A 22,996-nucleotide genomic window follows, 5' to 3' on the forward strand; every position below is an offset into this window, starting at 1 on the left:
ATAAAAATAGTTTGTGTAGAAAATGTATAGTTTCTACACAAAATTTTTTAAAAATATACAATCTTGATTTTACTCGTAGAATTTTTTAAGCTCCAAGTTGTAACAATTACAAAAATTAAAATTAGTATAAGATAAAAGGATAGAAAATGCTAAGCCAAAGATCTCAAAATTTAGGAGAATCCTTAACTTTAGTAATGACTGATATAGCCAAAACTTTAAAAGCAAATGGTGAGAAAGTTATTAGTTTTTCGGCAGGTGAGCCTGATTTTGATACTCCAGAAATCATTAAAAAAGCAGCAATTGAAGCTATTGAAAAAGGTTGTGGAGCTTATACGCCAGTTGTGGGTATAAAAGAAGTTATAGAGGCTATACAATATAAATTTAAAAATGATAATAGTTTAGATTATAAAACAAGTGAAATCATTACCAATGTTGGTGCTAAACATTCTTTGTTTATGGCGATTGAGTGTTTAGTTGAAGAAGGTGATGAGGTTATTATTCCAAGTCCTTATTGGGTGAGTTATCCTGAAATGGTAAAATTTGCAGGCGCAACTCCTGTGTTTATAGAAGGTGAGGCAAAAAATGGATTTAAAATCACCCCAGAGCAATTAAAACAAGCTATTACTTCAAAAACTAAGGTTTTGATGTTTAATTCTCCATCAAATCCTACAGGAGCTATATATTCTAAAGAAGAAATAAGTGCTTTAGCTAAGGTTTTAGAAGGAACTAAAATAGTAGTTTTAAGTGATGAAATTTACGAAAAATTAGTTTATGATGGAGAATTTTGTGCTTTTGCGCAAGTTAGTGAAGATGCTTTAAATAGAACTGTAAGTATTAATGGTCTTAGCAAATGTGGTGCTATGCCAGGGTGGCGTTTTGGATACATGGCAAGTAAAATGAGCGAGTTTAATAATGCTGTTAAAAAACTACAAGGGCAAAGTACATCAAATATTTGTTCAATCATCCAACACGCAGCTTTACCAGCCTTACTTGGAAAAGCAGATAATGATATTGAAATGATGAGACAAGCCTTTTTAAAGCGTAGAGAATTAGCTTGTGAAATTTTAGCCAAAAGTGATAGGCTAAAATTAGAACAAATTCCACAAGGAGCTTTTTATTTATTTATATCTTGCAAAGAAGTTGATAATGATTCTATGAGATTTTGTAAAAGACTGCTAGAAGAGCAAAAAGTAGCTTTGGTGCCAGGTATTGGTTTTGGCATGGAAGGGTATTTTAGGCTCTCTTATGCAACTAATGAAAAAGATATTATTGAAGGTTGTGAAAAAATCGTTGAATTTGTAAAAAACTACTAATTTCTTAAGCCTGTTAAAAACAGGCTTTCTTTCAAAAAAACTTATAAGCAAGTCTTTGGTATGATTATGCAAAAAATATAGGAAAAATAATGGAATTTGAAGTTCAATATAAAAGTGCAAATGCTAGAGCTTGTCGTATAAAAACTACACATAGTGAAATTTTAACTCCTATTTTTATGCCCGTTGGAACTTTGGCTGCGATTAAAAGTTTAGATGCTGTTGATATGAGTGAGATTTTAAATGCAAAAATTATTTTAGCAAATACTTATCATTTGTATTTAAGGCCTGGTTCTAAAGTGATTAAGCAAATGGGTGGCCTGCACGGTTTTAGTAAATTTGAAGGCTCTTTTTTAACAGATAGTGGAGGTTTTCAAGCTTTTTCTTTAAGTAAAAATTCAAAACCTGATGAAAAAGGTATTCAATTTAAAAGTCATATCGATGGAAGTTTGCACTATTTTACCCCGCAAAGTGTTTTAGATGCACAATATGATTTTAATTCAGATATTATGATGATTTTAGATGATTTAGTGGCCTTACCTGCAAGTAAAGAAAGGATAGAACTTTCTCTAAAACGCACTATAAAATGGGCAAAAGAAGCTATTGATTATCATAAGTTAAAACAAAGTCAAGGTGTGGGAATAGGGCAAAATATCTTTGGTATTATCCAAGGTGGGACTGATTTTGAAGCTAGAAAAATTTGCTCTCAAGCACTTTGCGAGATGGATTTTGATGGACTTGCTATAGGTGGATTAAGCGTGGGAGAAGAAAATGAGGCTATGTATGATACGGTTGAAGCTATGATGCCTTATGTGGATAACAATCGCCCTAGATATTTAATGGGAGTTGGCACGCCTGAAGATTTAGTAGAAAATGTAGCAAGAGGTGTGGATATGTTTGATTGCGTGATGCCAACAAGAAATGCAAGAAATGGTACCTTATTTACTAGCTTTGGAAAATTTAATATCAAAAAAGCAGAATTTATCACTGATCATGCTCCTATAGACGGCAAATGTTCTTGCTATACATGTAAGAATTTTTCAAGGGCCTATTTAAATCATTTATTTAAAGCCAAAGAATTAACTTTTTTTAGACTTGCAAGTATTCATAATTTACACTATTATTTAAATTTGGTCAAGCAAATGCGTGAAGCTATTATTAAAGATGAATTTGAAAATTTTAGAAAAGAATTTTATAGGCAAAGAATGTGTTAAATGATACTTTAAAACAAATTATTAGCAATATTAATATATCAAATGCTTATTATGAATTTGATGATTTTGATATTTTCACTCTAGATATAACTAAAAATTCTAAAAGTGTATTTGTTTTTAAAGAAAATCAAATTTTTGAGTATAAAGATGAAAATTTGATTTTATTTTCTAATACGGAATTTATAGCTATATTAAAAGAAATTTTGCAAAATGAAAAAGAAAAAAATAATACCATTAACCTTTCTATAGAAAAAAGAGAGGAGTTGATTTTAGAAAATAAAAAAGTAAAGAATTTCTTGACAAAATATTTTATATTAAAAGTCAAGCTTAGTAAAAGTTATAACATGGTTTCTTCTGTTTTAGAGGCTTGTAAAATTTGTCATAGTAAGCATCATTTTATAAAGAAAAGTTTAAAAACAATTATTTTAAATTTAGCTGTTTTGGAAAAAAATATTAAAGAAAATATATCAAGATTAGAAGGGATTTACACTTATATTAATACCGCAAGAAATGAAAAAATAAATAAAAATATTTACTTTTTAAGTATTATGTCTGCAATTTTTTTACCTTTAAATTTAATTGTTGGATTTTTTGGTATGAATACCAAAAATTTATTTTTATCTGAAAATGAATACGGAACTTACTATATTTTAGCTGTGATTTTAACGATATTTTTTATTTTATTTTTATGGTATCAATTTAAAGATAAAAAAGAATTGGATTTGGATGAATTTTCTGTAAAAAAGAAGTAAGTGGTACGCCCAAGAGGATTCGAACCTCTGACCTTTTGAACCGCAATCAAATGCTCTATCCAGCTGAGCTATGGGCGCAAAAATAAAGAGTAATTTTATCAAAAAATTCTTAAAATTAGCAAAAATAAATATTTTTATAGAATTTTTATATTTTTATGCTAATCTTCTTTTTAATATTTTAGCTTAAGGCAAAGTCATGATACATAAGATTTTAATAGCCAATAGAGGTGAGATTGCAGTAAGGGTGATCCGTGCTTGTAGAGATTTGCATATACAAAGTGTTGCTGTTTATACTGAACCTGATTATGAGTGTTTGCATGTAAAAGTTGCTGATGAAGCATATAGAATAGGAACTGATGCCATAAGAGGGTATTTAGATGGTAAAAGAATAGTTGAGATTGCTAAAGCTTGTGGAGCTGATGCTATACATCCTGGATATGGTTTTTTAAGTGAAAATTATGAATTTGCAAAAGAATGCGAAGAAGCAGGGATTATCTTTATAGGTCCAAAATCAGATGTTATCCGTAAAATGGGTAATAAAAACATAGCAAGATATTTAATGAAAAAAAATGGAATCCCTGTAGTTCCAGGTACTGAAAAATTAAATCATTGCACATTAGAAGAAATCAAACTTCAAGCTTTAAAAATAGGCTATCCTGTAATTTTAAAAGCTAGTGGTGGTGGTGGCGGTAGAGGCATACGCGTAGTACATAAAGAAGAGGATTTGGAAAAATCTTTTGAAGCATGCAAAAGAGAAGCACTAAGTTTTTTTAAAAATGATGAAGTTTTTATGGAAAAATATGTTATTAATCCAAGGCATATTGAATTTCAAATTTTAGCAGATAATTATGGTAATATCATTCATCTTTGTGAAAGAGATTGCTCAATACAAAGAAGACATCAAAAAATCATTGAAATAGCACCTTGCCCAAGTATTTCAGAAAAACTAAGAAAAACCATAGGAGTTACTGCAGTAGCTGCTGCAAAAGCTGTAGGTTATACGAATGTTGGGACGGTTGAGTTTTTACTTGATGATTATAATAGATTTTATTTTATGGAAATGAATACAAGAATTCAAGTAGAACACCCAATTACTGAAGAAATTACGGGGATTGACCTTATCACAAGACAAATTCGTATAGCAAATGGGGAAATTTTAGATCTTGAGCAAAGCGATATAAAACCAAGAGGTTTTGCGATAGAAGCTAGGATTACAGCAGAAAATGTATGGAAAAATTTCATTCCAAGTCCAGGCAAAATTACAGAGTATTTTCCAGCTTTAGGGCCGTCTGTAAGAGTGGATAGTCATTTATATAAGGACTATACTGTGCCACCTTATTATGATTCTTTACTTGCAAAATTAATTGTTAAGGGTTCAAGTTATGATAGTGCAGTTAATAGACTTGAGAGAGCTTTGAAAGAATTTGTGATTGATGATATTAGAACAACTGTTCCATTTTTGATTGCAATTACTAAAATAAGAGAATTTAGAAGAGGGTATTTTGATACTTCTTTCATAGAAACACATATGGAAGAGCTTTTGGAAAAGACAGAAGATAGACACCAAGAAAATAAAGAAGAAGTAATTGCTGCTATAGCTGCAGCCTTACAAAAGATAAAAGAAAGTAGGCAATCATGAGTTTTTTAGATGAATTAAAAGATATAAAAAAAGCACTCCAAAAAGAACAAGGTCAAACAAAAAAAGAAAAGGTTAAAGCGAGTAAAAGCGGAGTTAGTATGAAAAATACTGACTTAGATGCTATACAAAAAGACTTAGCTAAGCAAAATGAAGATAAAAAGCAAGAACAAGAATTTGAAGATATGTTTTTAAAAGAAGAACGCTTAGCTAATGAATTTATGGAATTTGTAAAAAATAGTGATATTAAAAAGATCTAATGAATAATATTATTGGTTTTTGTACTTTAGAAGAAGAATGTCCTTATCTTGAAAATAGATATTGTAGAAATGAGTATAATTATATATCTTTTATTAACAAAGCACAAAATCAAGAATTAGTTTCAAGAGGTTGGCGTCGCTTTGGTTCATATTTTTCAAGACCAATATGTAATGATTGTAATGAATGTCAAAATTTGCGTATTTTGGTAGAAAATTTCCATTTTAGTAAAAGCTATCGTAGGGTTTTTAAAAAAAATATAGCTACTAAAATAATCTTACAAAAACCTTCTTTAAGTGATGAGCATTTATTGCTTTATGAAAAATATCACCATTATCAAAAAGATAAAAGAAATTGGAAAATTTATGATTTAAATTTTAGAAAATATTACAATCTTTATGTAGATAATGCAGGTACTTTTGGATATGAACTTGATTTTTATATAGATAATAAGTTAGTGTGTGTTGATTTGATTGATATTTTAGAAGATGGAATTTCTAGTATATATTGTTTTTATGATCCTGATTTTTCACATCTAAGTCTTGGAAAATATTCGCTTTTAACAGAAATCAAGCTTGCACAATTAAAAAAATTAAAATATATTTATTTAGGATATTTTGTAAAAGGGTGTCAATCTTTATCGTATAAAGCCGATTATAGTCCAAATGAAATTTTAAAACACACTAGTGCTTTAGATGAACAGGCATTTTTGTGGAGTTAGGTTTATAGAGAGGATTTTATGCAAGTAGTGCAAACTTTAGAATCTGTTAGTGTTAATACTGATGATTTTTTAATGTTTAAATATTTTCAAGATCTTATCCGTAAAAATTTTTCTAAAGTTATAGGTAATAAAAATAAAACCCTATCTTTTTTTGTGGAAAATGAAATTCCTCAAAGAAGATATTTTTTAAAACTTGTTAATCATAAGTATAAAAAAAATACTGGAAACCAAATCGATAATCTTGCTTTTGCGCATTATAAGACCTTTAAATTAAATCTTGCTCAAGCAAATACTTTAAAGCCTGTAATCTTTGCTAAAATAGGTTTTGCACAAAAAAATATCTTAATAGCTTTAAGTTCTAATGAAAAAATGTTTGCTGTATATTTAGAGCAATATTTTAAAGATCATAAAAGCATGTATGATGAGAAAAATTGTATTTTTTCAGTAGAATACAAAGATGATAATACTTTAAATCTTTTAGAAATTTTAGCAAGCGTAAATGAGCATTTAAAATATTGTGTGGATTTTACAATCAATGAAACTCAACTTTTAGAATTTAGAAATAAAATGAAAAATAAAGCCAATACTAATTGGAAATTTAATGCTTTGGCTAAACTTTTTGAGAATTATTTCCAAACTTTAGGATGTAATTCTAGTGATGATTTTGCTACTATTAGACAAAATTATCTTAATTTAGTTAAAATTTATCATCCTGATCGCCATCAAGGTAAAAGCAAAATCGAACAAGCTTATTGTCGTGAGGAATTTGAAAAAATTCAGCTTGCTTATGAGAGTTTAAAATCTTTATATAAAAACAATACATAATCTCCAAATAACATCATTTTAAGTTGCAATTTATTAAAATTAATTTTTATAAAATTCTAGGAAGAAATTTTGGTTGCTGATAGAAAATTATTTTTTTTAAGTTGCATTCTAATAACTATAGGGATACTTTTTTCATATTCTTTAAGTGCTTTTACTGTGCTTTATTTAGAATATAATGAATTTCATTTTTTTATCAGGCAGCTTTTTTTTGGACTTAGTGGTATAGCTATTATTTATTTTGTTTCAAGATTAAATCCTGATAGTAAAATGGCACATTATTTAATGATAAGTGTTTTGTTAATCTCTTTTTTATTTATACTTATTTTGCCTTTTTTACCTACCTTTCTTGCTACTGCAGCAGGTGGTGCTAAAAGGTGGATCAGGCTTGGCCCTTTATCTATTTCTCCTGTTGAATTTTTTAAGATAGGTTTGATTTATTTCCTTGCTTGGTCTTATACAAGAAGAATTGATGATAGCAAAAAAGCAATCAAACACGAAGTTTTAATTTTAATTCCTTATTTTATTTTAGCTGCTTTTGTTATTGGCTATATTTATATGACACAAAATGATTTAGGTCAAAGTGTTATTTCTTTTTTCTTGGTTTTTGCTTTAGCATTTTTTGCAGGAGCTAGTAAAAGACTTTTTGCTTTTGGCGTGGTTATTGTTGGAATGATTGGGGTTTTGGTGATTTTAAGTAATCAAAGAAGAATTCAGCGTATTTCTGCTTGGTGGGGAAATATCCAAGATGCGTTTTTACCTTTTTTTCCTGATTGGCTAGCAAGTGCTTTAAGAGTAAGCCATAACTCAGAACCTTATCAAATTTCACATAGTTTAAATGCTATAGCTCATGGTGGATTTTTTGGAGAAGGGTTGGGTCTTGGAACTTTCAAATTGGGATTTTTAAGTGAGGTGCATACGGATTTTGTTTTATCAGGGATTACTGAGGAAATAGGATTGTTGGGATTGAGCATTATATGTTTGATTTATTTGATGGTTATACTTAGAATTTTTAGAATTGCTGGGCGCTGTGAAAATAAGGTCCATTTTTTATTTTGTTCAGGTGTAGCTTTACTTTTATTATTTTCATTTTTTATGAATGCTTTTGGAATTATTTCTTTAACTCCATTAAAAGGAGTTGCTGTGCCACTTTTAAGTTATGGTGGCAGTTCTATGTGGTCTATTTGTCTTGGAATAGGTTATGTTTTAATGATTAGCAAGAAGGTAAAAATTTAAACTCATTAATTAAAATATATAAAAATTAACTTAAATAAAAAATATTCTATAACAACTCTTTACAAAAAACTTTTTTCTGCTATAATTATGCTCACATTTATTATAAAGGAGGCGGATATGAAGAAATACAGGCGTTTAAACACATTATAATCATTTATCAATTTTATTTTAATTTTAACAAAGGAAAAAAATGAAAAAAATATTATATGTTGTTTTAGCGTTATTTGGTATATTAGCTTTAGGTGCTTGTTCAAGCGATAAAAATCAAGCTAGTGCTTCTGGTGAAAAAGTTTATAAAGTAGGTATAGCTGCAAATTATCCTCCTTTTGATTTTATTAAAGATGCAAAAATTACCGGCTTTGATGTTGATTTATTGGAAGAAATTGCTAAAAGAGAAAATTTAAAACTTGAATGGGTAAATATGAGTTTTGATGGTTTAATTCCTGCCTTAAAAGCTGGAAAGATTGATATGATAGCTTCTGCTATGAGTTCAACTCCTCAAAGATTAGCAAGTATGGATTTTAGTGATACTTATTTCAATACTAAAAATTTATATTTAAAATTAAAAACAGATTCTAGTATTAGCGATAAACAAAGTTTGGAAGGTAAAAAAATAGGTGTTCAACTTGGAACTATTCAAGAAAGCGCTGCTAAGACTATTCCAAATGCTCAAGTAGTTGCAAGCGAAGAAATGTTAGCAGCAATTTTAGCTTTAAAAGCTGGCAAAGTAGATGCAGTTTTAACGGATAAAGATATTGGTAAAGGTTATTTAAAAACTAATGAAGAGCTAGAAGCATTTTTAGAAGAAAATGATGGAAGTTCAGGGTTTTGTATAGCTTTTGATAAAGGAAAACAAAGTGAGCTTATTCAAAAAATTAATGCAGGTTTAGAAAAAGTTAAAGCTGATGGTACTTACCAAAAAATCGTAGAAAAATACGATTTACAATAATTAACTTAAAGCCTTGATACTTATATTCAAGGCTTTAAAAAAATATTCCATATCTTCTTTTGTATGCGTATAATGAAAACCCACTCTTAGCCAACCTGGTTTAGATTTTAATTCTTGATTGTCTTTTAGATTGAGTAAATCATGCCCATAAGGTCCTGCACAAGCACAACCTGCTCTTGTTTCTATCTTATAAGTTTTACTTAGTTTATAAGCTAAATCAAAAGGAGAAATTCCTTCTATATTAAAAGCAAAAATAGGTAATCTATTAGTGATATTTTTTGCATATAAGATCATTTTTGGAAAATTTGTACATTGTTTGAAAAAATATTCACAAAGTTCTTTTTCTTTTTTTTCTATATTTTTTAAACCTATTTCATTGCGTATTTTAAAAGCCAAACTTGCTCTAATAAGCTGAATAATTCCAGGTGTGCCACCTTCTTCTAAATTTTCAACTTCGCATAAATATTGTTGAGATGTTCTTGAAACATAGCCCACAGTTCCACCTGCTGCAAAGCTAGGGGTATTGCCACATAGATTTTTTTTGATAACAAGTAAGCCACAAGATCCTACACCTCCAAGTAGTTTATGAGAGCTAATAAACACTGCATCGTAAAATTTAGGATCTAAATTAGCATAAGGAGCTAAAGTGGAAATATCAAAAGCAACTATACCGTTGTGTTGTTTGATTAAAGTGTAAATTTTTTTATAATCACTTAAAATTCCTGTAACATTAGAAGCTGCATTAAAGCTTGCTATGATTTGTCTGTTTTTGGATTTTTGTAATAATTTTTCTAAAAAATTAAAATCTAATTCTCCATTTTTATCTAAGGGCACTCGAACGCATTCACACAAAGCTTCTCTAAATGAAAGTTCATTAGAATGGTGTTCATAGGGTCCAACTATAACCAAAGGTAAGGTATTTTTGTCTGTATTTTTAAAATATTTTTCTTTAATAAGTGGTGGTATATATAGACCTAAAAGTTCTTGAAATTTTTTTATAGCTGCTGAAGATCCATTCCCACAAGCTATAAGAGCAAAACTATCATCTAATTCAAGGTATTTTTTTAAATTTATTCTTGCGTTTTCATAATGCTGTTGTGTGATAAAAGAATTTAAAGAGCTATCTGAATGTGTATTTGCATAGGTGGTAAGAATTTTTTTAATTTCTTTTTCTATGCTTTTTAGTGCTAAAGCGCTAGCTGTAAAATCAAAATAATATATTCCTTTTTTTAAAATAATATCTTGTTTTAGTTTTTCAATATCCAAAAAAAATCCTCTAATTTTTTGTTAAAATTATAACATACAAAATATTTATTTTAAGGATGTGATTATAAAATTTGGTGATTTTTCAAAACGCTGTGAAACTTTGGAGCTTGAAAGTATTTTTGATTTTTATAGTATTTTTGATGAGTTTGAATTTGATTTGAAATTAAGTTTATATGAAAATATCTTAAATGTTTTTATTTTGAAAGCCTTTGATATTTTAGCTTCTTTAAATTTAGATGAGAATGCTTTAAAAGCTTTGAGTGTTTTAAGTAAAAACGATAGAAAACGCTATTCTATTAATAAATCTATTCCGCATTTTCAGGCTCTAGGACTTATTAATAAACTTTTAGAGAAAAATATTTTGATCTTAGAAAAAAGTCAAGAAAAGCCAATCATAAAAAACAAAAGACAGAAAGTTAAAAAAGAGTTACGCTCTTATAATATACAAGATAAGGTTGTTTTTAAAAATCAAGGATTAAGATTTTTCTTTTATTTTATATATCCTAAACTTAATTTAATCGCGATGAAAAAATATAATGAATTAATGGAACTTATCCAAGAAAATTTGGAAAAATACCAAAGTTTTACTTTTGAACTTTTATGTAAAGAATTTTTAGCAAAAAAACTTAAAGTGGATCAAGTGTATAGTTTTTGGAATTATTATCATGAAATAGACTTGTATTATCATGAAAACAATTTTTGTGTTTTAGGTGAAGTTAAATTTAAAGAAAGAAAAATATGTAAAAATGTTTTAAATATTTTAAAAAGTAAAGCAAAACAGTTGCAAATTCAACCTAATTTATATGTGCTTTTTTCAAAGAGTGGCTTTAGTAAAGAGCTTATTTTAAATAAGGAGCGTAATTTGCTTTTATATACTTTAGAAGATTTTCAATTTTTAATTAAGGATTAAGTGTGGATGAGAATATTTTAAAAAGTTTAGATTCTAGTGAAAAAGAAAACTTACAACAAGGATTAAAAGCCTTAATAGAGCAAACCTATGTTATAGAAAATGAATATAAGCAACTTAATGAAAACTACACTGCATTAAGACAAATGGTAAGTGAGATTATAGAGGTTTTGCCTATGGCTTTGTGGATTTTAGACGCAAATAAAAATATTATTTTGCAAAACAACCTAGCTACACAAAAGCCAAAGCTTTTAGAATGCATTGATCTTGATAAAACACATTATGAGCTTGAGTTTGATCATAAATTTTATCTAATCAAAATCACCTCTCATACTGATAAACTTATAGTAAATGCAACAGATATTAGTGATGAAAAAAGAAATGAAAGGTTAGCTAGCATGGGAACAGTTGCAGCACACCTAGCACATGAAATACGCAATCCTATAGGTTCTATTTCTTTATTAAGCTCTACTTTGTTTGAAAGAAGTGAGTTAAAAAATAAGCATATAGTTTTAGAAATCCAAAAAGCAATTTCAAGAGTAGAGCGTATTGTAAATTCTACTTTACTTTTTACAAAAGGAGTACATGTTAATTTAAATGAGTTTAATTTACAGGAGTTACAAGATGAGTGTGAGCAAGCTATTGGAGCTTATAATTATCTAGCTAATATCGATTTTAAATTTGAATTTTTAGATTTAAAAATCAATGCAGATAAATCTTTACTTGCTTTAGTTTTGCAAAATTTACTTTATAATGCCATAGATGCTATTGAAGAAAGCGAAAATGATGATGGTTATATAAAGGTTAAGTGCGAACAAAAAGAAGATAGGGTTTTTATTAAAGTTTATGATAATGGTGTAAGTATCAAAGATAAAAAAATGGTTTTTGAGGCTTTTAAAACAACTAAATTAAAAGGTAATGGTTTAGGTCTTTCTTTATCAAAACAAATTATTGATGCGCATAATGGAGTTTTAGGTTTTGATGAAAATCCAAAATGTTTTTTTATAGAGCTTAAAATTTAAGCTCTATAAAATAAATTTTTTCTTAAAATAATAAAAATATTTGTCCTCATAGCTCAGCTGGATAGAGCGCAGAATTCCTAATTCTGAGGTCGCAAGTTCAAACCTTGCTGGGGACACCATTTCAAGGAAAAAGATGTTTCATATAGTCTTAGTTGAGCCTCGCATACCACAAAATACAGGAAGTATAGGCAGAATGTGTTTTAATGCAGGTTTTGCTTTACATATTATCAATCCGCTTTTTAGTATTGATGAAAAGGCAGTTAAAAGAGCAGGACTTGATTATTGGAAAAAATTAAATCCTTTTTTATGGGATAATTTAGAAGATTTTTTAAAAGAGTATGAAAAATTTCAAGATAGATTTTTCTTTGCGACAACTAAAACTACTCAAGCTTATTTTGATGTAAATTATCAAAAAGGTGATTTTTTATTTTTTGGAAGTGAAAGTTTTGGTTTGCCTATGGATTTAATGCAAAAAAAATGGGAAAATGCTATTACTATACCGATGAAAGATTGCGGTAGAAGTTTAAATTTAGCTACAAGTGTAGGCATAGTGAGTTATGAGGCTTTGAGGCAAAATTTTGCCTCTTTTGAAAAATTTTAATGATTTAAAACTTGATTTAAAAATTCTTTCAATCTTTCATTCTCTGGGTTTTCAAAAGCTATTTTAGGACATTCATCTACTGCTATAATGCCTTTATCCATGAAAAAAATTCTATTAGCTACATTTCTTGCAAATCCCATTTCATGTGTAACTACAAGCATGGTTAGACCTTCTTTAGCCACTTCTTTCATGATATTTAAAACCTCACCTATCATTTCAGGATCTAAAGCTGAAGTTGGCTCATCAAATAAAATCACATCAGGATTCATCATTAATGATCTTGCTATGGCAATACGCTGTTTTTGTCCACCTGAAAGCTTATGAGGAAAATAATTTTCTTTATCACTTAGGCCAACTTTTTTGAGTAATTCTCGTGCTTTTTTTACTGCTTCATCTTTACCCATGATTTTTGTTTGTACTGGCACTAGGCATAAATTTTCCAAAACATTTTTATTATTAAAAAGATTAAAATGTTGAAATACCATGCTTACTTTTTGTCGAATTTTATTGATATCTGTTTTTTTATCAAGTATATTGATATTATTGATATAAATATTACCACTATCTGGTGTTTCAAGTTTATTTAAACAGCGTAAAAAAGTACTTTTTCCACCTCCGCTAGGCCCTATAATAGCAATAATATCACCTTTATGTACTTCAATGCTAATATCTTTTAAAACTTCTAAATCTCCATATTTTTTAATCAAATTTTCTATTTTAATCATGTTTGTTTAATCTCATTTCTATAAATCTTGCAATCAGTGTTAAAATTTTAACGCTTACATAATATACAAGCCCTGTAAAAATAATAGGTTTAGGGTTGTAATAAATTGCTTGTAAGCTTTTACTTTGCATGGTAATATCCATAACGCTAATATAGCCCACTATTGAAGTTTCTTTAAATAAAGAAATAAATTCATTCATTAAAGAAGGTAAGATATTTTTAATCGCTTGTGGAAAGATGATTAGTCTCATAGAAGCAGAATAATTAAGCCCCATTGCTCTTGATGCTTCCATTTGTCCTTTGTCTACACTTTGAATTCCACTTCTTACGATTTCAGCTACATAAGCAGAACTATTAAGTCCAAGTGCAATAATAGCTACATAAAAATTATCACTCCAAGTAGCAAAAATCACTACTGAGAAAATCAAAAGCTGTAAAAGCAGAGGAGTTCCGCGTATAATGTCTATGTATTCATCTATGATGAAATTTAAACTTTGAATTTCTAAAAATCTTAAAAATGCTAGGAAAAAACCAAGTGCTATTCCTATTAAAATTCCACCCACTGTTAAGCCAAGTGTTGTGAAATAACTATGAACATAAGCTTTGGCTTCTATAGTATAAGCATATTCTCCTGTAGCTAAGCCATTTTGATCTTTAACTTGTAAAATTTCAATAGGAAATGAAAAATAAGCCCAAAAAACAATAATGGCAAAAAATACAAAAATTTTCATCGTATTTTGTTTCAATTTAAACACCTTATAAAATTTTAAAAAAACTAAGTGTATAAAAATTAAGTTTTCTTTTTACTTAAAAGCATTTTTATGTGTTTTTTTGGTAAATATCGTGAGTTAAATTTTCACATAGCTGTAAAAAATAAAATAAAATTAATATAAAATTATATTTTTTTGTAGCAAATTCATTTTTTTATGATAAATTTACACTCGATTAAATTATAAAAAGGAGATAAATATGGATTTAATATCCCAATTTGTTGGCTTTGTAAATAATCAGTATTATTCCATTTTGGTTATTTTGCTTATTATTGTAGGGTTTTATTATAGCTATTTGACAGGTTTTGTGCAATTTCGAATGCTTCCTTATGTGTTTGACATTTTGACAGAAAAGCAAGAAAAACATGAAAAACACCATATTACTCCTTTTCAGGCTTTGATGATTTCAACAGCTTCAAGAGTTGGTATAGGAAATATTGCAGGTATTGCAGTAGCAGTTGTTTTGGGCGGACCTGGTGCTTTGTTTTGGATGTGGGCTATGGCATTTTTTGGTGGCGCTTCAGCTTTTGCAGAAAGCACTTTAGCACAAGTTTATAAAAGTCGTGATGGAAAAAGTTTTAAAGGTGGCCCTGCTTATTATATTAGTAAAGCTTTAAATTTAAAATGGCTTGGAGCTGTTTTTGCGGTGATTTTAATCATTACTTATGCTTATGGATTTAATGGACTTCAAAGTCAAACTATGACTTCAGCATTTGAGTTTTATTATAAAGGTATGGTTGATGCTAGTGAAGTAAGTTTTTCGCAAAGTTGGTGGCCTATTGTAATAGGGGCTATTTTGGCTATTTTTGCTGCTTATATGTTTTTTGGTGATCATACTAAAATAGGTAAAGTAAGCTCGGTCATCGTTCCTATTATGGCGATGATTTATGTTGGTTTATCTATTATAGCGATGTTTATGAATTTTGATAAAATTCCTGAAGTGTTTTCTATGATTTTTAAAAGTGCTTTTGATTTTGAAGCTATTTTTGGTGGATTTGCAGGTTCTGCTTTAGTTATAGGTATAAAAAGAGGATTATTTTCTAATGAAGCAGGTATGGGTTCAGCACCAAATGCAGCAGCTTCAGCTCTTACAACTCACCCTGCAAAACAAGGGGTTATTCAAGCATTTTCTGTATTAATTGATGTGATTATTTGTACAAGTTCAGGATTTTTGGTATTATTTTCACTTGCTTATGCTAATAATATTGGTGTAGACGGTAAGCCTATTTTAACAGCACTACCTTTGGTACAAGAATCCATGAAAGAATATTATGGAAATCTAGGTGTACATTTCACTACTATTAGTATAGTTTTATTTGCTATTACTTCTTTGATAGGAAATTATTATTATGCTCAAGCAAATATTAAATACCTTACTCAAAATCCTATTATTATTAATCTTTTTAAAGCAAGTGCCGTGCTTATGATTTTTATTGGTGCAAATATGGATTTAAAATTTGCGTGGGATTTGGCTGATACTACTATGGCGTTTATGGCTACGATTAACATCATTTCTATTTTATTGCTTGGTGGTATAGTGAAAAAGGTATTAAAAGATTTTAGCGAGCAAAAAAGACAAGGTAGAGATCCGGTATTTAGTGCTTCAAAGCTTGGTATTAAAAACGCAGAGTGTTGGGACTAATGATAGATTATATTATTATTGCTTTGTTTATAGCTTTTATGGTTTTTCTTGTGTTTGGCTTTAACCGCCAAATGCAAGAAAAAGTCAAGCAAAGAGAAGAAAAACTAAAAACAAAGAAAGATTTTAAAAAAAATAGGTAAAATACACTAAAAAATTTTTTAAAAAAGAGTGTAAAATGAAATTGTTAATAGAAATAGGCACAGAAGAGCTTCCTGCTATTCCTTTATTAAAAGAACTTCCAAATATTACTAAAAAATGGGAAAAGATTTTACAAGAGTATCATTTAGAATCTGAATTTAAATTTTTCTATACTCCTAGAAGATTAGTTTTTATTCATGAAAATTTTAAAGAAAAACAAGATGATTCTTTTGTGGAATTTATAGGTGCACCTAGGGCGATAGCTTATAAAGATGGAAAGCTTACTCAAGCAGGGCTTAGTTTTTTAGAAAAAAGTGGTTTAAAAGAAGAAGAGCTTGAATTTAAAGAAATTAAGGGTAAAGAAGTATTGTATTGTCAAAAACAAGTACAAGGCTTGCAAAGCAAGGTGGTTTTAGCTCAAATGATCGAGGCTTTTTTAAAAAGCTTGAGTTTTGGTAAAACTATGAGATGGGGTGATGGTAGCTTTGAATTTATCAGAGCTATTCGCTCGCTTTGTTGTATTTTAAATGATGAATTGATTGAGTTTGAAAGCTATGGCGTTAAAAGTGCAAAAAGTACTTTTGTGCATAGAAGTGTTAGTTATGATTTGATAGCTTTTGCGAATATTGATGAGTATTTTAAAACTTTAGAGCAAAATTATATTATTTTAGATCAAGAACAAAGAAAAAAGCTTATTATTGAGCAGTTAAAGACACTTGAAAAAGAAAATGATATTACTATTGCAGAAGATGATGAGCTTTTAGCTGAAGTTGTAGCTATCACAGAGTATCCAAAGGCATTATTAGGGCATTTTGAAAAAGAGTATTTAGAAATCCCAAGCGAAGTGATAATTACTTCTATGAGAGAAAATCAACGCTATTTTGCAGTATTTAAAAACAATACTCTAAGCAATCATTTTATTGTAGTTTCTAATGCGGTTTGTGAAGATTATTCTAAAATCATTAATGGAAATGAAAGAGTTTTAAGAGCAAGATTAAGTGATGCGATGTTTTTTTGGAAAAATGACTTAGCGCAGGGTTTAAATAATGATAAAATAAGCCAAATGGTTTATCTTGAAGGACTTGGAACCTTAAAAGATAAAATTATTAGAGAACAAAAAATTGCTACTAAGCTTTGTGAAGTTTTTGCTAATACTCAAAAAGATGAAATTTTAAAAGCTATAGAATACTCAAAAGCTGATCTAAGTACTCAAATGGTGTATGAATTTACTGATCTTCAAGGCATTATGGGATCTTATTATGCTAAGGCTATGGGTATGAGCGATGAGCTTGCTTTGGCGATTAAAGAACAATATCTTCCAAATGGCGATAATTCAGCTATGCCAAGTAATGAATTTAGTTCTATTGTAGCTTTGGCTTATAAATTTGATACACTCGTGGGACTTTTTTCAATGGGGAAAATCCCAAGTGGTACAAAAGATCCTTATGCTTTAAGAAGAGCAGCAAATGGTGTTTTAAAAATTATTCTAGCTTTAAATAAAAATTTTGATCTTAAGATATTTTTAGAAACAATAGCTAGTGAGTATAAAAGCTTTGATTTGAAAATTTTACTAGACTTTATCTTAGAGCGTTTATATACTTTTTATGAGGTTAATGCTTCTTTTGTTAAAGCTGTACTTAGCTCTAAAACTTATGATGTTATTTATATTAATTCTTGTATTAAAGCTTTAATACAAAGTGCAAATAAGGCAGATTTTAGTCAAAATTTTGCTACTTTTAAGCGCTTGGCAAATATTGCAATATTAAGTGAAGTTCAAATTAATGAAAATTTGTTTAACACTCAAGAGGAAAAAGATTTATACCAAGCTTTTATGCAGTGTAAAACAAAAGAAAATAACACCCAAGAGCTTTTAGAAAGCCTTTTTGCACTAAAACCACAAATTGATGCTTTTTTTGATAAAGTAATGATTAATGACAAAGATGAAAATATTAAAAACAATCGTCAAGCTTTAGTATGTGCAATTTATCGTGAGTTTTTAAAAATAGCTGATATTAAAGAGCTTAGTGTATGAGAAAAATTCTTTTTTTACTTTGTTTTTTGGTATTTGCATTAGAAGCTAGAGAGATTGAGCTTGTAAAAGGGCAAGTAATTTTTTTAGAATTTGATAAAAATAATTTTTTACAAATTAGCTCAAATTCTAAAAAACTTCCTTTTTTTGAGTATAAAAATAAAGTCATTGTTAGTATAGCCATACCTTATAAAAATCCTAAAGATAGAAAATTAATAGCTGAATTTAAAGATAATTCCAAAGAAGAAATTAACATAAAATTTAGCGAAGGAAACTATAAAAAAGAATTTTTAAAAGTTAGTGCTTCTAAGGTTAATCCACCTAAAGAAACACTTGATCGCATTAGTAAAGAATATCAAGAAGCTATTAAGGTTTATAATACTTATACTAATATGGCTTTATTTGAAGGCAATTTTACATACCCTTTAGAAAGTAAAATTACAAGTGCTTTTGGAAAAGCAAGATTGTTTAATGATACTCTTAAAAGTTATCATAGCGGAACTGATTTTAGAGCAGCAAGTGGGACAAAAATTTATGCTAGCAATGATGGTATTGTAAGGATTGCTTCAAATCGTTATTATGCAGGAAATTCAGTGGTAATTGATCATGGATATGGGATTTATTCTCAGTATTATCATCTATCAAAACTTAATGTAAAAGTAGGACAAAAGGTAAAAAAGGGTGAGCTTATAGGTTTGAGTGGAGCTAGCGGTAGGGTTACAGGGCCACATTTGCATTTTGGAATTTTAGTTAATGGTGTGCAAGTTGATCCACTTGATTTTATAGTCAAATTTAATGCTTTATAATGATAGTTTTTAGCGAGTTTTTTCAAAATTGGATTGATAAATATTACTGCCAAGCTGTGAGTGTTGGTAAAAATGGAGATTTTTATACCGCAGTTAGCGTGGGAAATCTGTTTGGAACACTCTTAGCTAATCATTTTTTAAAACTTATAGATGATAAAAAGCTAATTTTACCGGTTGAAGTTGTAGAAATAGGGGCAAATGAAGGGCATTTAATGCTTGATTTTATACAAGCTCTATACACTCTTAGGGCTGATATTTTAGAGCAGATTGAGTGTTTTATCATAGAGCCACATGAAAAATTAAAATGTGTTCAAAAAAAACTTTTTGATGAGTATGATTTGGATGTAAAAATTTATAATTCTTTAGAAGAATGTCATTTTAAAAACGCCTTTTTTTACGCTAATGAATTATTTGATTGTTTTGCGTGTGAGCTTATAAAAGATAGAACAATGGCATATGTTGATGATGATTTAAACATTGTTTTTAAAGCTATGAATGAAGATCTTTTAAAAGAATGTGAAAAATATTCTATCACTAATAGCGAGCTTTGTATTTCTTATAAACCCTTTTTATCTAAATTAAAACAAACCTGTGAAAAACTAACTTTTGCATGTTTTGATTATGCAAAAAAAGAAGAAAAAATTAGTATTAGAATGTATAAAAATCACCAAGTGTATAATCTTTTTGAAGAAAACTTAAAAGATTTTTTTGCTAAAAGCGATATTACATATAATGTAAATTTTGATCATTTTTTACAAGTTTTAAAAGAAGAGGGCTTTGAGGTGTTAGAATATAAAAATCAAAATCAAGCCTTAATTGATTTTGGCTTAGAAGAAATTATCGAACAAGTTAAAAATATTAACCTCCAAATTTATAAAAACTTTATCAACCAAAGTAAAAATTTGATGTTTAACTTTGGCGATAAGTTTAAGTTTTTAGAATTTAAGCTTTAAAATCACTGCTTGTAATATCAAGCCCAAAGCCTTTTAAGCCTATAAATTCTTTATCGGTATTTTGACTTAGAAGTTTGATTTTTGAAATTTTTAAATACCTTAAAATTTGCGCTCCTATGCCATAATTTTTAAATTGTATGTTTTCTTGTTTTTCATTTTTCATGAAAATGATTACACCACCTTTTTGACTTAAAAATTCAATCTGTTTTAATAATTCATTAAATTTATTAGAAGTTAGAAGCTCAAAGTCGCTTCCACTAAGATAAAATTTAACATTCTCACATTCTTTCAAAGTGCCAAAGCTAAAAGCTATGTGTTCATTTTCATTGTGATCTTTAAAAGTCATTTTTTTAGCTTTAAAACCTGCTAAAATACTTTCTTCTTCTTTAATTAAAGAAATCAAACTTTCATTTTTTAAACGATACTCGATTAAATCTGAAATAGTAATCATATTAATATCATGTTTTTTGCAAAACTCAAGCAAATCGCTTCTTCTAGCCATATCTCCATTATCTTTAACAATTTCACATATTACGCATGCTTCTTTTAATCCTGCCAAACGACATAAATCCACTGTTCCTTCTGTATGACCCGTTCTTTCTAAAACTCCACCTTTTTTTGCTATCAAAGGATTAATATGTCCAGGACGCACAAAATCACTCGCCTTTGCATTATCATCAGCAAAAATTTGTATAGTCATATCTCTTTCGTAGGCACTTACTCCTGTTGTTGCATTTTTTGCATCGACAGTGATGGTAAAAGCTGTTTCGTGATTTGATGTGTTTTTAGGTACCATTAAAGGTAGTTCAAATTTTTTAGCTAAGTTCTCACTTAATGCTACACATACCACACCTCTTGCGTGAGTGATGGTAAAATTTACTTTTTCTTGTGAGCTAAATTGTGCAGGGAAAATCAAATCCCCTTCATTTTCCCTATCTTCTGCATCCACCATTACCAACATCTTACCATCTTGAAGTTCTTTTATAGCTTGTTCTATACTTATATATCCCATAAAATCATTCCTTGAAAATATTTTAAAAATATTATAGCATTTTTCTTGACATTGTATAAAAAATAATATATAATATCACTTTTAATTTAAATAAAAAATTTCTATTGGGGTATCGCCAAGCGGTAAGGCAACAGGTTTTGGTCCTGTCATTCAGGGGTTCGAATCCCTTTACCCCATCCACTTCATATGATGCCGCGAAGTAGAGCAGTGGTTAGCTCGTCGGGCTCATAACCCGAAGGTCGGGAGTTCAAATCTCCCCTTCGCAACCATTATATAAAAATAATTTATAATCTATTTCAACAGATGTTTTTTGGCAATATTGAAATCAAATTAATTTAAAATTTCTAAAATTATTGAAATTTTAAAAATACAATACAAAGAATAAAATAGATAAAATATATTTAACAAGAATAAATGGCGAGTTTAATAGGCGTATGATTTATTAATTAATATTGCACATGCTTTGTATTTTATTGTAAAAATGTAAAAAAATGATATTTTTTGCTAAATAGGTAATGTATTAAAATTTTTAGAGTGCAAGAAAAAAACAATATTGATTTAAAGTCTAACAAAGAAAAATATTTCTTAATTGATGAAGTGCAAATGAGGAAACTTTATATTTTAAAGCTGGATATAACAAGATAGTATTATAAGCTGCTAACTACTTAATCATTTCTTGATTAAATTCTTTAAGATCTATAAATAATAAATCTTTATAATGATTAACAAATGCTTCTTTTAAGGTTTTATTAAATATTTCATTATGAATATTCATTCTAATATTCTTTAGATAAGTATAATAATGAGTAGTGTTAAGTTCTTTAAATAAAACATTCATAGTTTTTTAAATTCACAGCCATTATCTGTGAGTATACTAAATTCTTTTATGAGGATTATTAGTTTTTAAGATAATAACAAAACTTTTAAGATATGCTAGTATATCTTGTCTTTTTAGGAGATAAAGCTACAGTATAATCAATTCTTGTAACTAAATCTATCATAGTAAGTATATATTTTATTTTATTATCGACATATTTTATAGTATCTATTGCCCAAGTATTCATAGGAGTTGTTTTAAGATTTTTTTAGTTATCTATTTTTAACTTTCTCTTGTAGCTTTTATTTTGGCCTAGATAATTAATTCTTGTAAGTGTTATTCTCATTTTATCTTTAGAGATGATTCTTCCTATGGTGGAAACACTAGGAGGTAGGCTTTGAAAAATAATACAATCTTTCTTTATCTAAATTTATATAAATATGCCTAAGTCTTTTAATATTTAAAGTAATTTCCAAATCAAAAGAACTTCTTATATTTTTTACTTTAGTGTATTTTGTATTTAGGGTATTTAAATTATCATTATTTTTGTGATAAATTTCTTGTTTTCTAAAAAGTGTCTTTTTATCTATATTAAAAGCTTCTAAAGTAGCTTTTAAACCATGATGCTTATGAAAGATATAATTTTTATTCTTTGTTCTATTATTTTATGTTTTATTTCAAAAATATAACTATATTCTCTTAATTTAGCAAATCCTTTTATACATCTAAATAAATAATCTGTTTGGATAAATATTCCTTAGTTAGTTTTATTAATCAAATATTTCTTGATTGGTAAATAAAAGATAGTAGTTTTATTAACTAAGAAAGTGCCAAATGTGTTCGAACTTGTGTGATAATATTTTATCTTGATGCTTTTAATCCTCACATTGAAGCAATATAAAATAAGTATAAGAAATTAATTTTAAAATATTTTGTATAATTATTCTAAGGTATATTGTAGCAATTATTATGTTATTGTAATAATAATCAAGATTTATTTAATGATTACTCTTTCTTTTTTATGAGTCGTTAAATGATATAAGAATAAATTATACTCTTGTTTTCTAAGTTGATAACATGAAATAATATTTATTTTATACTCTTCTTGAGTATTAAAGATAATAAACATCTAACCACTGCAATAATCTTTAAAAAATATTGATTAAGTTTGATGTTGAAATAATGTATGCCGTACTGCTTTCTATATAGTATGAACTACAAGTAAAATTCTTTCTTTTTTTAAAAAATATGATCTTCTTCATCACTTGATTGATATAACTAAGCCATATTTATATGTAAATCACTGATTTGGTCTTGTTAAAACCAACTACAATGAAGCTTAAAATAAATATAGCAGTTTTGATTTTTAAACATTTGAAGAAATGGAATAAAAATCCTGAAAAAATTATCA

Annotated in this window: 22 protein-coding genes and 4 tRNA genes; 20 read left to right on the forward strand and 6 right to left on the reverse strand. The window is 28.1% G+C overall.

The window, feature by feature from the left end; all coding sequences use genetic code 11:
* Positions 1 to 146: 146 nt before the first annotated feature.
* The 3 genes from L8X50_RS05390 to L8X50_RS05400 all read left to right on the forward strand — a co-directional run bounded on the left by L8X50_RS05390 (position 147) and on the right by L8X50_RS05400 (position 3,276).
* A complete protein-coding gene (locus L8X50_RS05390; RefSeq protein WP_263660597.1) occupies positions 147 to 1,313 on the forward strand; it encodes a pyridoxal phosphate-dependent aminotransferase in 1,167 nt (388 codons plus the stop codon).
* An 89-nt stretch (positions 1,314 to 1,402) separates the two neighbouring features.
* Entirely contained in the window at positions 1,403 to 2,524 is a 1,122-nt protein-coding gene (gene tgt, locus L8X50_RS05395) for a tRNA guanosine(34) transglycosylase Tgt (protein WP_220566759.1), read from the forward strand.
* On the forward strand, positions 2,518 to 3,276 hold the full coding sequence (locus L8X50_RS05400; protein ID WP_133319282.1) for a CorA family divalent cation transporter: 759 nt from the start codon (positions 2,518 to 2,520) through the stop codon (positions 3,274 to 3,276). Before tgt ends, L8X50_RS05400 begins: the two co-directional genes overlap by 7 nt.
* A gap of 1 nt (position 3,277) precedes the next feature.
* Here the strand turns inward: L8X50_RS05400 and L8X50_RS05405 are convergent.
* Positions 3,278 to 3,354, reverse strand: a tRNA-Arg gene (locus tag L8X50_RS05405).
* A 118-nt stretch (positions 3,355 to 3,472) separates the two neighbouring features.
* Here L8X50_RS05405 and L8X50_RS05410 point away from each other — a divergent pair.
* The 6 genes from L8X50_RS05410 (at position 3,473) to L8X50_RS05435 (ending at position 8,898) form a co-directional block, all read left to right on the forward strand.
* The gene (locus L8X50_RS05410; protein ID WP_220566761.1) at positions 3,473 to 4,915 is read left to right on the forward strand and encodes an acetyl-CoA carboxylase subunit A; all 1,443 of its coding nucleotides are present in this window, start codon (positions 3,473 to 3,475) and stop codon (positions 4,913 to 4,915) included.
* Entirely contained in the window at positions 4,912 to 5,172 is a 261-nt protein-coding gene (locus L8X50_RS05415) for a hypothetical protein (protein ID WP_012661304.1), read from the forward strand. Before L8X50_RS05410 ends, L8X50_RS05415 begins: the two co-directional genes overlap by 4 nt.
* Entirely contained in the window at positions 5,172 to 5,891 is a 720-nt protein-coding gene (locus L8X50_RS05420) for an arginyltransferase (RefSeq protein WP_263660598.1), read from the forward strand. Before L8X50_RS05415 ends, L8X50_RS05420 begins: the two co-directional genes overlap by 1 nt.
* 18 nt (positions 5,892 to 5,909) lie before the next feature.
* Complete coding sequence (locus L8X50_RS05425) at positions 5,910 to 6,716, forward strand: adenylosuccinate lyase (protein ID WP_263660599.1); 807 nt, start codon at positions 5,910 to 5,912, stop codon at positions 6,714 to 6,716.
* A gap of 69 nt (positions 6,717 to 6,785) precedes the next feature.
* The gene (ftsW, locus tag L8X50_RS05430) at positions 6,786 to 7,949 is read left to right on the forward strand and encodes a putative lipid II flippase FtsW (protein ID WP_220566762.1); all 1,164 of its coding nucleotides are present in this window, start codon (positions 6,786 to 6,788) and stop codon (positions 7,947 to 7,949) included.
* Between the two features lie 190 nt (positions 7,950 to 8,139).
* Positions 8,140 to 8,898 (forward strand): basic amino acid ABC transporter substrate-binding protein, encoded by a 759-nt coding sequence (locus tag L8X50_RS05435; protein ID WP_263660600.1) that lies wholly within the window; start codon positions 8,140 to 8,142, stop codon positions 8,896 to 8,898.
* Here the strand turns inward: L8X50_RS05435 and L8X50_RS05440 are convergent, their stop codons facing one another.
* Positions 8,899 to 10,164 carry an aminotransferase class V-fold PLP-dependent enzyme gene (locus L8X50_RS05440; RefSeq protein WP_133319275.1) on the reverse strand — a complete coding sequence of 422 codons (1,266 nt, stop codon included), beginning with the start codon at positions 10,162 to 10,164 and terminating at the stop codon, positions 8,899 to 8,901.
* Between the two features lie 58 nt (positions 10,165 to 10,222).
* Here L8X50_RS05440 and L8X50_RS05445 point away from each other — a divergent pair, with 58 nt between their 5' ends.
* The 4 genes from L8X50_RS05445 (at position 10,223) to L8X50_RS05460 (ending at position 12,694) form a co-directional block, all read left to right on the forward strand.
* Positions 10,223 to 11,074: a DUF234 domain-containing protein gene (locus tag L8X50_RS05445; protein ID WP_263660601.1), complete on the forward strand. Its 852-nt coding sequence runs from the start codon at positions 10,223 to 10,225 to the stop codon at positions 11,072 to 11,074.
* Positions 11,075 to 11,076: 2 nt separating this feature from the next.
* The gene (locus tag L8X50_RS05450; protein WP_263659366.1) at positions 11,077 to 12,093 is read left to right on the forward strand and encodes a sensor histidine kinase; all 1,017 of its coding nucleotides are present in this window, start codon (positions 11,077 to 11,079) and stop codon (positions 12,091 to 12,093) included.
* Between the two features lie 42 nt (positions 12,094 to 12,135).
* Positions 12,136 to 12,212, forward strand: a tRNA-Arg gene (locus L8X50_RS05455).
* Between the two features lie 14 nt (positions 12,213 to 12,226).
* On the forward strand, positions 12,227 to 12,694 hold the full coding sequence (locus L8X50_RS05460; RefSeq protein ID WP_257928077.1) for a tRNA (cytidine(34)-2'-O)-methyltransferase: 468 nt from the start codon (positions 12,227 to 12,229) through the stop codon (positions 12,692 to 12,694).
* On the opposite strand, the gene L8X50_RS05465 is transcribed toward L8X50_RS05460, so the two are convergent.
* Positions 12,691 to 13,419 (reverse strand): amino acid ABC transporter ATP-binding protein, encoded by a 729-nt coding sequence (locus L8X50_RS05465; RefSeq protein WP_263660602.1) that lies wholly within the window; start codon positions 13,417 to 13,419, stop codon positions 12,691 to 12,693. The genes L8X50_RS05460 and L8X50_RS05465 overlap by 4 nt on opposite strands.
* The gene (locus tag L8X50_RS05470; protein WP_133319270.1) at positions 13,412 to 14,164 is read right to left on the reverse strand and encodes an amino acid ABC transporter permease; all 753 of its coding nucleotides are present in this window, start codon (positions 14,162 to 14,164) and stop codon (positions 13,412 to 13,414) included. The genes L8X50_RS05465 and L8X50_RS05470 overlap by 8 nt, the downstream gene beginning before the upstream one ends.
* A 223-nt stretch (positions 14,165 to 14,387) precedes the next feature.
* Between L8X50_RS05470 and L8X50_RS05475 the strand changes: the two genes are divergently transcribed.
* From L8X50_RS05475 to L8X50_RS05495, 5 genes are read left to right on the forward strand one after another with little or no spacing between them, the layout of a single operon-like run.
* Positions 14,388 to 15,830, forward strand: coding sequence for an alanine/glycine:cation symporter family protein (locus L8X50_RS05475; protein ID WP_263659973.1), 1,443 nt, complete (start codon positions 14,388 to 14,390; stop codon positions 15,828 to 15,830).
* Entirely contained in the window at positions 15,830 to 15,970 is a 141-nt protein-coding gene (locus tag L8X50_RS05480) for a hypothetical protein (RefSeq protein ID WP_263660603.1), read from the forward strand. The genes L8X50_RS05475 and L8X50_RS05480 overlap by 1 nt, the downstream gene beginning before the upstream one ends.
* A 35-nt stretch (positions 15,971 to 16,005) precedes the next feature.
* Positions 16,006 to 18,000, forward strand: a complete 1,995-nt coding sequence (gene glyS / locus L8X50_RS05485) for a glycine--tRNA ligase subunit beta (RefSeq protein WP_263660604.1) — start codon at positions 16,006 to 16,008, stop codon at positions 17,998 to 18,000.
* Entirely contained in the window at positions 17,997 to 18,803 is an 807-nt protein-coding gene (locus L8X50_RS05490) for a M23 family metallopeptidase (RefSeq protein ID WP_263659975.1), read from the forward strand. Before glyS ends, L8X50_RS05490 begins: the two co-directional genes overlap by 4 nt.
* A 2-nt stretch (positions 18,804 to 18,805) precedes the next feature.
* Positions 18,806 to 19,756: an SAM-dependent methyltransferase gene (locus tag L8X50_RS05495; RefSeq protein ID WP_318529420.1), complete on the forward strand. Its 951-nt coding sequence runs from the start codon at positions 18,806 to 18,808 to the stop codon at positions 19,754 to 19,756.
* Here the strand turns inward: L8X50_RS05495 and L8X50_RS05500 are convergent.
* Positions 19,746 to 20,768, reverse strand: coding sequence for a bifunctional 3,4-dihydroxy-2-butanone 4-phosphate synthase/GTP cyclohydrolase II (locus L8X50_RS05500; protein ID WP_133319265.1), 1,023 nt, complete (start codon positions 20,766 to 20,768; stop codon positions 19,746 to 19,748). The two genes, L8X50_RS05495 and L8X50_RS05500, sit on opposite strands and share 11 nt — an antisense overlap.
* A gap of 105 nt (positions 20,769 to 20,873) precedes the next feature.
* On the opposite strand from L8X50_RS05500, the gene L8X50_RS05505 reads away from it, so the two are divergent.
* A tRNA-Gln gene (locus L8X50_RS05505) sits at positions 20,874 to 20,948 on the forward strand.
* Between the two features lie 13 nt (positions 20,949 to 20,961).
* Positions 20,962 to 21,037, forward strand: a tRNA-Met gene (locus L8X50_RS05510).
* A 654-nt stretch (positions 21,038 to 21,691) separates the two neighbouring features.
* On the opposite strand, the gene L8X50_RS05515 is transcribed toward L8X50_RS05510, so the two are convergent.
* Positions 21,692 to 21,832, reverse strand: coding sequence for a hypothetical protein (locus L8X50_RS05515; protein ID WP_165955267.1), 141 nt, complete (start codon positions 21,830 to 21,832; stop codon positions 21,692 to 21,694).
* Positions 21,833 to 22,996 lie beyond the last annotated feature (1,164 nt).

The sequence above is a fragment of the Campylobacter sp. CNRCH_2013_0898h genome, from assembly GCF_025772965.1.
GTDB lineage: Bacteria > Campylobacterota > Campylobacteria > Campylobacterales > Campylobacteraceae > Campylobacter_D > Campylobacter_D lari_D.